At 48.2% G+C, this 11408-nt stretch carries 14 protein-coding genes; 3 read left to right on the plus strand and 11 right to left on the minus strand.

Going from position 1 to position 11408, the window contains the following annotated elements; genetic code table 11:
* Positions 1-4 precede the first annotated feature (4 nt).
* The 11 genes from flgJ to Kalk_RS04125 form a co-directional block, all read right to left on the minus strand.
* A complete protein-coding gene (flgJ, locus tag Kalk_RS04075) occupies positions 5-985 on the minus strand; it encodes a flagellar assembly peptidoglycan hydrolase FlgJ (protein ID WP_101892986.1) in 981 nt (326 codons plus the stop codon).
* A gap of 2 nt (positions 986-987) precedes the next feature.
* The gene (locus Kalk_RS04080) at positions 988-2085 is read right to left on the minus strand and encodes a flagellar basal body P-ring protein FlgI (RefSeq protein WP_101892987.1); all 1098 of its coding nucleotides are present in this window, start codon (positions 2083-2085) and stop codon (positions 988-990) included.
* A gap of 15 nt (positions 2086-2100) precedes the next feature.
* Positions 2101-2814, minus strand: coding sequence for a flagellar basal body L-ring protein FlgH (gene flgH, locus Kalk_RS04085; RefSeq protein ID WP_101892988.1), 714 nt, complete (start codon positions 2812-2814; stop codon positions 2101-2103).
* A gap of 16 nt (positions 2815-2830) precedes the next feature.
* Positions 2831-3616 carry a flagellar basal-body rod protein FlgG gene (gene flgG / locus Kalk_RS04090; RefSeq protein ID WP_101892989.1) on the minus strand — a complete coding sequence of 262 codons (786 nt, stop codon included), beginning with the start codon at positions 3614-3616 and terminating at the stop codon, positions 2831-2833.
* A 94-nt stretch (positions 3617-3710) separates the two neighbouring features.
* The gene (locus tag Kalk_RS04095) at positions 3711-4448 is read right to left on the minus strand and encodes a flagellar basal body rod protein FlgF (protein WP_101892990.1); all 738 of its coding nucleotides are present in this window, start codon (positions 4446-4448) and stop codon (positions 3711-3713) included.
* A 123-nt stretch (positions 4449-4571) separates the two neighbouring features.
* Positions 4572-5909, minus strand: a complete 1338-nt coding sequence (flgE, locus tag Kalk_RS04100) for a flagellar hook protein FlgE (RefSeq protein WP_101892991.1) — start codon at positions 5907-5909, stop codon at positions 4572-4574.
* A 15-nt stretch (positions 5910-5924) separates the two neighbouring features.
* Positions 5925-6605: a flagellar hook assembly protein FlgD gene (locus Kalk_RS04105; protein WP_101892992.1), complete on the minus strand. Its 681-nt coding sequence runs from the start codon at positions 6603-6605 to the stop codon at positions 5925-5927.
* 17 nt (positions 6606-6622) lie between these two features.
* Positions 6623-7066 carry a flagellar basal body rod protein FlgC gene (gene flgC / locus Kalk_RS04110; protein WP_101892993.1) on the minus strand — a complete coding sequence of 148 codons (444 nt, stop codon included), beginning with the start codon at positions 7064-7066 and terminating at the stop codon, positions 6623-6625.
* 2 nt (positions 7067-7068) lie between these two features.
* Positions 7069-7473 (minus strand): flagellar basal body rod protein FlgB, encoded by a 405-nt coding sequence (gene flgB, locus Kalk_RS04115; protein ID WP_101892994.1) that lies wholly within the window; start codon positions 7471-7473, stop codon positions 7069-7071.
* Positions 7474-7649: 176 nt separating this feature from the next.
* Positions 7650-8495, minus strand: coding sequence for a CheR family methyltransferase (locus Kalk_RS04120; protein WP_101892995.1), 846 nt, complete (start codon positions 8493-8495; stop codon positions 7650-7652).
* Positions 8496-8523: 28 nt separating this feature from the next.
* Entirely contained in the window at positions 8524-9471 is a 948-nt protein-coding gene (locus Kalk_RS04125; protein ID WP_101892996.1) for a chemotaxis protein, read from the minus strand.
* Positions 9472-9601: 130 nt separating this feature from the next.
* Here Kalk_RS04125 and flgA point away from each other — a divergent pair, with 130 nt between their 5' ends.
* From flgA to Kalk_RS04140, 3 genes are all read left to right on the plus strand, one after another.
* Positions 9602-10324 (plus strand): flagellar basal body P-ring formation chaperone FlgA, encoded by a 723-nt coding sequence (gene flgA / locus Kalk_RS04130; RefSeq protein WP_101892997.1) that lies wholly within the window; start codon positions 9602-9604, stop codon positions 10322-10324.
* 117 nt (positions 10325-10441) lie between these two features.
* Entirely contained in the window at positions 10442-10759 is a 318-nt protein-coding gene (gene flgM, locus Kalk_RS04135) for a flagellar biosynthesis anti-sigma factor FlgM (protein WP_101892998.1), read from the plus strand.
* Positions 10760-10887: 128 nt separating this feature from the next.
* Positions 10888-11385: a flagella synthesis protein FlgN gene (locus Kalk_RS04140; protein ID WP_101892999.1), complete on the plus strand. Its 498-nt coding sequence runs from the start codon at positions 10888-10890 to the stop codon at positions 11383-11385.
* The last annotated feature ends 23 nt before the right edge of the window (positions 11386-11408 follow it).

The raw sequence follows: 11408 nt of genomic DNA on the forward strand, positions 1-11408 counted from the left end.
CGGGTTACTTGTTTGCCAATTGCAACGCCGACTTAAAAACGTCGCTATCCATAATGTTTGCAATTTTGTTGCCATAATTTGGGTCTGTAGCGTAACCTGATTGCTGAAGTTCATAACCCCATTGTTTCGCTTCAGTTTTTTTCTGTAATGCAGAGTCATAGCGGCTATTTGAATGAAGAAACTCAACGTAATCATCAAATGCCTGACCTAAAGAACGATAAGAGCGGAAAGCGGCATTCTCTTGAGCGGCAATACCATTCCGGTATTCAACAGTGTTTTTCCTTGTAACACCGCCATCCCAACGAGAATCGGCTTTGATCCCAAACAGATTGTATGAGCTCTGTTTGTCCGCCCCACTCATTACGTGTTGCCCCCATCCAGTCTCTAAAACAGCCTGAGCAATAATTGCCTCTGGGGAAACACCAAGACGACTCGCCGCACGACTGGCGTGGGGGTATATCGCTTCGATAAACGTTTCAGGAGAATTCCAACTCGATTGGGTAGGGGATGGTGAGGATTCAGTCTTGAGCGGAGTCTCAGCCACTACATTCTGTAAATCGGGAGACTCATCTTCAGTGACTTGACGGCTCTCAGTAAGTTGTCGAGCCAGCACCGGATGCTGAAGATATTGGGATATATCAGTGGATGATTCTGTGATACTTTTTTCCTTGCCCGCTGACATCTGGCGCACAATGACGTCTGCCAAACCAATTCCACCATTATTACTGATGTTTAGGGCTAGCTGCTTGTCATACATACCTTGGTAAAACTGACTATCACGGGATTCAAGCATATTTCCTTCTGAAAATATTGCATTAGCATCGCGCATGCTCTGCAGCATCATATTCAGGAAAACGCCTTCCATCTGCTTGGCAGCGGCAATAAGAGCCTGACCATTATCGTCTCGGCTCAACTTCCGCATCTGATTAAATTGAGAGAAATCCAGGTACAGGTCAGGTGAACTATCGCTGGCCGACTTTATCATGATCAGATCACTATCAGCTCTGCTCTAAGCGCTCCAGCCTGTTTAAGCGCTTCAAGAATTGCCATCAAGTCACCGGGTGCCATGCCAACCCTATTAACCGCCGCGACAATATCGTCCAGGGTGACGCTATCACCCACCTTGAACATATGGCTTTTTTCCTGGCTTACATCAATCTGAGATTCATTCGCGGCAACGGTTCGCCCACCCGCTAATGCGTTGGGTTGAGTCACCTCAACTCCTTCGGTAATGGTTACTGTCAAATTTCCATGAGTAACCGCTGCCGGCGACACTTTTACGTTGTTTCCGATTACAATAGTGCCGGTGCGAGAGTTTATAATCACCTTGGCAGAAGGTTCCGCTGGTTTAATTTCCAAATTTTCAAGCACTGATAGGTACGTCACGCGTTGAGATGGATCTCTTGGCGCAGTAACCACGATAGAAGTGGCGTCGATCGAACGTGCCACGCCGGGGCCGAGTAATCTATTGATCTCATCTCTGACCCTTTTAGCCGTGGTGAAATCTGCTTGGCGCAAATTGAATGTTAAGGTATCGCCTTGATTAAATGGATTGGGAGCAGCTGCCTCTACACTGGCACCATTTGGAATACGGCCCACGCTGGGAACATTCACCGTTATCTTGGATCCATCAGCCCCTTGCGCACCAAACCCACCGACAACCAGATCACCTTGCGCCAAACCATATACTTTGCCATCGGCACCTCTAAGAGGCGTCATCAATAACGTGCCCCCGCGTAGACTGGACGCATTGCCCAACGAAGAAACCGTCACATCAATACGCTGCCCTGGCTTTGCAAAAGGAGGCAGCTCCGAGTGAATGGATACGGCTGCGACATTTTTTAACTTTGGTGTTAGATTTTCTGGAACACTGATACCGAACTGTTCCATCATGTTACGAAAGGTTTGCGCGGTAAAGGGAGTCTGGTTGGTCTTATCGCCGGTTCCATCCAGGCCAACAACCAGGCCATAACCAATTAGTTGGTTACTGCGAACACCCTGCACATCGGTAAGATCTTTTAGCCTGTCTGCGAAGGCAAACTGCGGCAAACTGATTATCAATATGATGGATAGTACTACTCTCATATCTTGCGCTCCTGCTTAGAACGGCCACCAAGTACTGCCGAAGAATTTAGATGCCCAACCCTGCTCCTGAGCAGCTGCCAACGCACCGGTTGCACTATATGTAATACGAGCATCTGCCAGTCGAGTTGACAGCGCCGTGTTATCAGGAGACACATCAGAAGGACGCAGCATTCCCTCGATCCGAATAAACTCATCACCTTGTGAGAACGTCATCCATTTCTCACCACGAACCACTAGCACGCCATTGGGCAGCACATCTGCCACCGTTACAGAAATCTGGCCTTGCAATCTATTGCTTTGATCTGAATTGGCGTCACCTTCAAACTCACGAGTATTGTCCGCCTGAATCGACATATTCAGATTCGATCCATTCAAATGACCAGAAGGGTTGGTTCCCAACAGCGTTTCAACACCCATATCGAGCTTGTCATCCTTATCAATGGCGGTCTTATTTGACTTGGATGAAACCGTGCGCTCCTCAAGATACAGGGTGATAATGTCGCCAATTCGGCGAGCACGTTTATCTTCCCAAAGGCTTATGCCCGCTCCACTGGCATAAATTGACCCGGTCGCACTTTGACCCGGGGGCGGTGATACAGGCATAACGGGTGAATACCGAGCATCTCCCGGGCGAGGCGTGGGAGCCGATGCACACCCTGCCATGAATAGAGCAACTACCACCCAAAATACCCGTACTGCTCTATCTGTTCGCCGCGAAGAACTCATCATATCTCTCCTATACCAACTACAGTTGTTGCCCAACGAACTGCAACATCTGATCTACTGTAGATATCACCTTTGAATTCATCTCATAGGCACGTTGGGTCTCGATCATGTTGACCATCTCCTCCACCACATTCACATTCGAGCTTTCCAGCGCACCTTGAATAATGGGGCCCAATCCATTTTGACCTGGTTCACCCTGCGTGGGCGCACCACTGGCTACTGTTTCACGAAACAAGTTACTGCCCATCGCTTCTAAACCCGATGGATTAATGAAGTCTGCTAATTGAACGTTCCCTATTTGGGTAGAATCCCCGGTTTGTGCATCTGATACTGTTACAACACCATCGGTGCCTATAGTCACATTCTGAAAACCTTCAGGCACAGTCAGGCCAGGCTCAAGCGGAAACCCGCCGGATGTAACCACTTGACCGGTAGAATCAATTTGAAACTTGCCATCACGGGTATAGTTAACCGACCCATCTGGCATGAGAATTTGAAAAAATCCTCGACCATTAATTGCCATATCAAGGCCCTGATCAGTTACCTCGATGTTTCCCATGGTGAACTCTTTTTGAGTTGCTACCATGCGTACACCAGTACCCAACTGAAGCCCCGATGGCAATTCAGTATTCTGTGAGGACTGACCTCCAGGTTGTCGATTAATTTGATACAGCAGATCCTGAAACACCGCGCGATCACGCTTGAAACCCGTAGTACTCACGTTTGCAAGGTTATTGGATATCGTTTTTAACTTAGTATCCTGTGCGCTTAATCCGCTTTTACTTACCCAAAGAGCTGAATGCATGTCTTGTACTCCGATAAAGCTGGCAATGCTTAACCTTGTTGAGGAAAAAAATTGCCGTTAATTCTTTTCCTATGACATTTATCTGTCGTTGTAATTAGTTCTGCAGGATCCGTGCCGAGGCCTCATCCATTTCTTTGGCGGCCTGCATCATCTTCACATTCATTTCGAAAAGACGAGCATGAGATATGATGGCCGTCATCTCATTAACAGGATTCACGTTTGATCCTTCCAACATGCCATTGATAACCTGCACATCTGGATCAGACTCGAGTTCAGAGCCATCCTTCATACGAAACAAGCCATCATCCCCTTTCACCATCTGCTGCTGATCCGGTTTGACCAGTTTTAAACGAGCGATCTGCGTTAGAGATAGCGGATCCTCTCCTAGACCTGTTATAGAAAGCGTTCCGTCGACCCCTACTACCAGCTTGTCGTATTCGGGCAGTACGATCGGGCCTCCATCGCCCAAAACGGGCAATCCTGTTCCTGTCGTAACCGCCCCACTTACATCCCGCTTGAGGTCACCCGCTCGTGTGTATGCCTCCGATCCATCCTGCAACTGAACTGCAAACCAGCCATCACCTTTTATCGCCACATCCAGATCTCTGGCTGTTTCCATATAAGATCCCGCACCTGTATCAGTTCCGGGCCGCTCGTTCATTGCGTAAGCTCTGGATGGGTGGTGCTCACCAAACACGGACATCGAGCGGTATTGGTGAAAATCAGCTTTGAAGCCAGCGGTAGATACATTCGCCAAATTGTTGGCTCGCAGGCTTTGGGCATCCAAAGCCTCCTTTGCACCTGTCATGGAGATGTATAAGAACTTGTCCATAGCGATTCCTGCACCGTCAATAATTCATCGAATTAAGTCTCACTGAGTAAAAGTGCAATTCGCTTGCCAGTTTTCAGGCAAAAAAAATCCCTGCTATGCAGGGATCTTTTTTGCCTGGTTTTATTACCTTATCTGAATGATTGTCTGCGTCACTGCATTGGAGGTTTCTATAGACTTGGCATTGGCCTGAAAGTTTCTTTGCGACGTTATTAACGTCACCAGCTCTTCGGTGAGATCTATATTGGATGTTTCCAGAGCACCAGACTGTATTAGACCAAAACTTGAAGTGCCCGCCTCCCCAGGAATAGGTTCTCCCGATGCTGTAGACGAGCGCCAAGTAGTGTTACCAATTTGCAGCATACCCTGCGGATTAGAAAATCGTGCCAACGCAACCTTGCCAACGGCGGTTGTCTGTCCATTTGAATAGGTGGCCTGAATAACACCTTGGTCATCCACACTCAAACCGGTAAGACGGCCGATTGTAAAACCGTCCTGTGATAACGCCGAAACCGAGAAAGGCGACGCAAATTGTGTTGGTGGATTACCGGCAAAATCAAAATATACTTGCTGCGTGGTATCGGCACCGTTGGTTAAAAACGAAAATTGATCCGTAAATATACCGCCGCCAGGATCGGTTCCTTGAAACACACCCTGTGAGTCAAAAGCCAGAACACCATAGCCTACACCATTCGCGTTAACCTCCGAACTGATAGCGCCACCCAATCCATCATAAACATCCAGGGTGTTTACACCACCAGTGTCATCAGTAACCGTCAAGAAAACACCCCACGTATTTTGCTGGCCACTTGTTCCCAAGTTGGGCTCTTTAACAAAATACGCAGTTGCTATGTGCGAATCCCCCAGGCTATCGTATAAAGTGATAGATGTAGACGCGGAATAGGTGTTGGAGTCGGTCGGATCAAACACGTCAACGTTCAAGTTGGTAGCATTGGCAGGCAGGTTTACACCGATCTCCACTTCAGCCGTCGCCTGGGGCGCACCCGCTGTATCGGGCAATTGCAGAGGCGTGGTACTGGACAGAGCTGTTGCCGTTACCGAACCATCATCATTTACCGGAAACACCTGTAAATACTGGTTTGATGCATTCACAACAAATCCATTTTCATCAACACCAAAATTTCCGGCCCGCGTGTAAACACGCTCCTGACTTATTTGATCCGGAGACAGTACAAAGAATCCCTCACCGCTGATTGCCAGATCCAAAGCTTGAGATGTAAAATTGAGATTGCCTTGATCAAATAGCTGTTGAACCTGCTGCAACAACACACCATTACCCACCGCAGTATCACTGTTGCCAAACGCAGAGTTCGCATAAATATCGCCAAACGCGGTTCTTGAACCTTTAAAACCTGTCGTTTCTACGTTAGCAATATTATTACTGGTAACATCCAGTTGCGCTTGCGCAGCATTCAGTCCACTTAACGCAATATTAAAACCCATGACCTTCTCCTGCTATCATCGTACTTCTTGAATTTCACTTGAATTAATCTGACCCACACCATTCAGGTTTAACAGCATACCGCCTTGATTATCGACGATACTGACACTGTTAACCCGGCTATACATACTGGTTATCAAAGCTTCATTCTCACCGGACATCGTGCCCTCAATAGATATTGAGTAGAGGCCAGCGGGCAGATCCTCACCTAGATTATTGGTTCCATCCCAGCTAAACGGTGTTTCAGCGCTGCCTATATTTCCCAGATCTCGATTTGCCACAACCTGGCCGGCAGCATCTTTAATGACCATCATAACGTCGCCGGATGCTTGGTTGGCCTCAATCATGCCGCTGATCTCACTGCCCTGCTCCAGATACCCAACCTGACCCGGCACTAACACTTCCCGCCCCACCAGAGCAGTAGCCTGTAAGGCCTGGCTGGATCGGTACATGGCGCCGATATCCTGCACGCTGTTACTTAGATTCTGAATACCTTCTAACGAGCTGAACTGTGCCAATTGCGCTACAAAATCGGTTTGATCTGTTGGTTTAAGTGGATCCTGGTTTTCTATTTGCGCCAACAGAAGGCGCATGAACATGTCCTTATCCGACTGGGAGGCCGACTTCTCACTTTCTGGTTTATTGCGAATAGAGAGATCATTCAGAACACTGTTAGCTTCAACGCTGTTAATAGCCATGATTTATCCTCCCCCCGTTACCGGCCTAAGCTCAACACTTGCTGCATCATCGTTTTTGCAGAACTCATCACATCTACGTTAGTTTGAAACGCGCGTGAGGCGCTGATCATATTGGCCATTTCTTCCACGACATTTACATTGGGATACGACACATACCCGTTATCATCCGCCATTGGGTGATGAGGCTCATAACGCATTTGCAAAGGCGCATCACTTTCTACGATACCTTGAACCTGTACGCCGCCGCCCATATCCAGTTGTTTGGCCGAAAAATCGAAAGGCTGACCCGACATCGCCGCCTGCAGTTGGGCTTTGAATATCGGCTCCCTGGCTCGGTAAGTTTGATCTGTATTGCTACTCACGCTCTCGGCATTCGCAATATTGGAACTCACCGTATTCATTCGTACAGTTTGGGCACTCATGCCACTGCCAGCGATATCAAATACATTTAGTAGCGACATAATTAATCTCCTCGAATAGCTGACATCAGGGATTTGACTTTGCCATTGAGAAATTCAAAGGCCGCTTGATACTCCATGGTGTTACGCGCAAATTCGGTTTTTTCCGCTTGCGCGTCCACGGTGTTGCCATCTATCGCAGGCTGGGTTGGGTTTCGATACTTCAACCCGGTTATGGTGTCCGCCTGAGGTATTGCAATAAAGTGGTTGGCGCTGGTTGATTCAACCGGGACAATATCCGCGGTCTCCCCCATGCGCACTTTCAGCATCTGCTGAAAATCAATATCCCGCGCTTTGTAACCCGGGGTATCGGCGTTGGCTATGTTGTTTGCCAAAACATTGGCGCGCTGAGAGCGCAGCTCAAGTGCATGCTGGTACAACCCAATGTGTTTATCGATACTGATCGCCATGTATCACTCTCGTTCTGTCGTCACATGCCATAAAACTGGCAATGCGGAAGTAGATACACAGTACAAAGCAACCCTTGTGCCAGAGTCGATCAGCTCTTATAAATCATAGGGTTAGCGTTTAACGGAGGGATTTTATCAAGGCAATGCGGCAAAGGATTACCGAAAGCGGCAAAACTCTACTTTTTGATGTACGCCACACCTGGGGTGTAGTACTGAATGTCGAATAAATCGTTCAGGCCTTTGGGCGTTTCAGAGCCACCCAGAAAAAGCGTGCCACCGGGTTTAAGCACCCGATGAATGTTGGTAATAATCTGTTGTTGCAGCTCACTCGAGAAATAAATCAGAACATTGCGACAAAAAACCACGTCAAACTTCCCGATCGTCACAAAGTTCTCTTTAAGATTAATCGGGCGGAAATCAATACGCTTCCTGATTGCGGGGTCGATCTCCCAGCTGCCATCGGACAGCGGCTTAAAATGCTGCTTGAGTCTGTCATCGGGCATGCCACGCTTAAGGGCAAGCGGCTCATAGATTCCTTTTTTGGCTTGATCCAGCACCCGTGCTGATATGTCTGTAGCTAGAATTCTGATCTGCTTGTTGGCAAGGCTCATGTGTCGACGCTTGATTTCTTCCACACAAATCGAGATGGAGTACGGCTCTTGGCCTGTGGAACAGGCTGCACACCATATGGCGATTTCACCAGGGGCTTTAGCTAATTCAGGTAGAAGTGAATCTTGAAGATAGGTAAAAGGATGGCGATCACGGAACCATAACGTCTCGTTGGTGGTCATGGCGTCAATCACTTCCTGGCGCAAATGCCTTGCACTCACGCCGTCGATTTTACGCACCAATTCCGCAAGGGACTCAATTTTCTGTTCTTTCAGAAGCTTGCGTAATCGACTGTCGATCAGATAATTCTTGTTATCTCCCAACAGTATGCCGCAAGCCTTCTCAAGATATTGGCGAAACTGGGCATAATCACCCTCAGCAAACCTAGAGTTGTCACGAGAAGGAAACACCATGCTAGTTTTTTATCATCCCTGATTCAGGCTAACCATTGCGTTTTGCCAAGGCATCTTTGACCCGCTCTTGCACAAGATCAGCCAAGCTGTCTGGTTTAAACTTTGCCAAAAAGTTATCCGCACCAACTCTCTTCACCATCGCCTCATTAAAGATACCGCTAAGGGACGTATGTAACAGTATATGAAGGTCTTGAGTGCGCGGATCTTCCTTGATGGATGCAGTCAATGTGTAGCCATCCATTTCTGGCATTTCAATGTCGGAAATCAACATGATATAGCGATCCGTGATGGATTCTCCCGCATCAATCAGCTCGCGCAGGTGATCCAGTGCCTGGCGACCATCCGCCACCACATGGGTCTTAACGCCAACCTTTTCGACACAACGCTTGATCTGTTTACGCGCCACACTGGAATCATCTGCAATTAATACAGCCAGATCGCTGGCACTGGCCTGATCGACTGTATCTTGACGAATCACATCGTTAGAGATTTCTTCCTCCATGGGAGAAACTTCAGACAATATCTTTTCAACATCGATGATTTCGACAATACGATTATCCACCTCTGTCACCGCAGTCAGGTAGCTTCCTTTACCCGCACCGCTGGGTGGTGGATGAATGTTTTCCCAATTAAGATTAACAATGCGCTCAACGGCCTTCACCAAAAAGCCCTGAACAGCCATGTTGTATTCCGATATGATGACGAAGCAATTTTCGATGTCATCCAGAGGCTCATTACCCATGGCAAGATTCATATCCATTACGGAAATAGTGCCACCACGGATATGCGCGATGCCTCGAACCACTGGGTTGCGCTGAGGCAGTTCTGTGAGTTTTGGGCACTGCAGAACTTCCCGCACTTTAAACACATTGATTCCGTATATCTGGTTATCACCCAGCCTGAACAGCAGCAATTCCAGCCGGTTTTGGCCCACCAGCTTGGTTCGTTGATCGACTGTATCCAGCACCCCGGCCATATTAAAACTCCGCATTCGCCGTTTACGGCATACCCTTTGCTTGATTCACTGAGCACAGTTCGGATCGTCAAAAATGCGTCGCCTAACTGTATTTACTCACCATTCATTTAGAATAGGTCAATTTGGATAAATGAACAGAAAGCATCAAGAAATTATAGCGTCCTGCTGGCACGCACTGCTGCTTGTTCTGGCCATGTACTCAACTGCACTGCAGGCGGCCCCATCCAGCCTGCAGCAGCAGATTAATGACGCCATTAACCTGTATGTTGATGAAACACACAATGGTGGCTTTGAACAAATTGAAGTGGATATTCAGCCCGTCGACACTCGGCTGCGGCTAAGCGATTGCGAGTCAGCACTGGAGCTAGAACACCGCCCCCGTAATCGCTCAACTGGCAGGCTGACCTTTAAGGTTAGCTGCGCCAACCCCGAAAATTGGACAATCCACGTTCCAGTAACGATACAAGCGTTTGATAATATTGTGGTTTCAGACTTGCCCATAGCCAAGGGCACCCATCTGAGCCCAAGCGACCTGCGCCTGGAGTTGAGAGATGTGTCTAGGCTCTATGGCGGATATTTCAAAACCATTGATGAACTAGTGGGCTTTGTGGCACGCAGACCGATTCCCGCCGAGCAGGTAATGAACCCCGCGCTAGTGGACCCTGCCAAAATGATCAATCGCGGGGAAAGAGTCGTCATCATCGGCGAAGGCCACGGGTTAAGCATCCGCACTACCGGCTTGGCGATGGAAGATGGTGCCTTTGGTGAGCTTATCCGGGTTAGGAATACCTCATCAGATAAGGTGGTAGAAGGCCGTATTACGGCTCCAGGGCAAATTAAAGTCAGCCTCTAAATGGCCGATAAACAAAGTGGCGCGAACGAAAATTTTGTGCATTAATTGACTAAAGTTACTGTGCTTGCGGCCGATATATGGAGTAAGAACGCAGTATTTATATGAAGGCGTATTAAGATGGCTATGGAAATCAATGGCTTAAACAGCAACCAAGCAAATGCAGGCAAGGCGAAGTCTGGCCAGAAAACATCTGCTGTGGATACCGGAGTCAGGAAATCACCTCCCTCCGCTGATGGTAGCCGCGGTGAAACTGAGACCGTTAAAATCAGTGCTGAAGCTCAAGCGTTGAATCGAGCCAGCCAGCAACTTGAAACCGAAGCTCCGGTAAACCAAGAAAAAGTGGATGCCCTGCGTGCGGCCATTGCCGATGGCAGTTACAAGGCGGATCCCCAATCCATTGCACGTAAAATGCTGGAGAGCGACTCTCTGTTCTGATTTGTCCCAAACAGACGCTCTCCCACTTTTCTCTTTCAATCCACTCATCACTATTCTCCCCTAAATCGAATCAGGCACACTCCTTGCAATTAACCTCCATGAACGTCAATGTTTGTTGAGGAGTTGGTATGGCTACACAAATATCCCCTAAAGCTGCACAACAGCTGCTACAGGCCATAGAGCAAGATTTCAAACTGTCACAGACCCTGAAAACAGTTCTGCAGGAGGAAAAAACCATCCTGGAGAAGCGGCAATACGCTGCCCACCCGGCGCTGCTTGCCCGCAAAACCCAGCTCCTAATGGAACTGGATCAAGCGGATCAACTACGACGCCAAACCATGGCCGATATGGGGTTGGAATTGGATAAAGGCGGTTTTGATTTCTTTCTCACCCAAATACCAACGGCCTGGAAGGAACGCTTCCAAAGTGTTTGGGAGAAGCTTTCAGATACGATGAATACCTGTGCACGCCTGAACAAGGTCAATGGGAAGATACTGGCTCACGCCCAACATTCCATGGAAAGCCTCATGTCCATAATCAAAGGTACGGCCACCCAGGTTTCCATCTACCAAGCCAATGGCCGCCGCAATATGAACGCGGATCATCGCATGCTGGCAACTGCCTGATTTTCAAAGGCAAGCAGTAAATC

Source organism: Ketobacter alkanivorans (genome assembly GCF_002863865.1).
Lineage (GTDB): Bacteria > Pseudomonadota > Gammaproteobacteria > Pseudomonadales > Ketobacteraceae > Ketobacter > Ketobacter alkanivorans.

Bases quoted from the DNA above. Each gene is read 5' to 3' on its own strand.
- flgJ (WP_101892986.1), bottom strand. From the start codon at position 985: ATGATAAAGTCGGCCAGCGATAGTTCACCTGACCTGTACCTGGATTTC.
- Kalk_RS04080 (WP_101892987.1), bottom strand. From the start codon at position 2,085: ATGAGAGTAGTACTATCCATCATATTGATAATCAGTTTGCCGCAGTTT.
- flgH (WP_101892988.1), bottom strand. From the start codon at position 2,814: ATGATGAGTTCTTCGCGGCGAACAGATAGAGCAGTACGGGTATTTTGG.
- flgG (WP_101892989.1), bottom strand. From the start codon at position 3,616: ATGCATTCAGCTCTTTGGGTAAGTAAAAGCGGATTAAGCGCACAGGAT.
- Kalk_RS04095 (WP_101892990.1), bottom strand. From the start codon at position 4,448: ATGGACAAGTTCTTATACATCTCCATGACAGGTGCAAAGGAGGCTTTG.
- flgE (WP_101892991.1), bottom strand. From the start codon at position 5,909: ATGGGTTTTAATATTGCGTTAAGTGGACTGAATGCTGCGCAAGCGCAA.
- Kalk_RS04105 (WP_101892992.1), bottom strand. From the start codon at position 6,605: ATGGCTATTAACAGCGTTGAAGCTAACAGTGTTCTGAATGATCTCTCT.
- flgC (WP_101892993.1), bottom strand. From the start codon at position 7,066: ATGTCGCTACTAAATGTATTTGATATCGCTGGCAGTGGCATGAGTGCC.
- flgB (WP_101892994.1), bottom strand. From the start codon at position 7,473: ATGGCGATCAGTATCGATAAACACATTGGGTTGTACCAGCATGCACTT.
- Kalk_RS04120 (WP_101892995.1), bottom strand. From the start codon at position 8,495: ATGGTGTTTCCTTCTCGTGACAACTCTAGGTTTGCTGAGGGTGATTAT.
- Kalk_RS04125 (WP_101892996.1), bottom strand. From the start codon at position 9,471: ATGGCCGGGGTGCTGGATACAGTCGATCAACGAACCAAGCTGGTGGGC.
- flgA (WP_101892997.1), top strand. From the start codon at position 9,602: ATGAACAGAAAGCATCAAGAAATTATAGCGTCCTGCTGGCACGCACTG.
- flgM (WP_101892998.1), top strand. From the start codon at position 10,442: ATGGCTATGGAAATCAATGGCTTAAACAGCAACCAAGCAAATGCAGGC.
- Kalk_RS04140 (WP_101892999.1), top strand. From the start codon at position 10,888: ATGGCTACACAAATATCCCCTAAAGCTGCACAACAGCTGCTACAGGCC.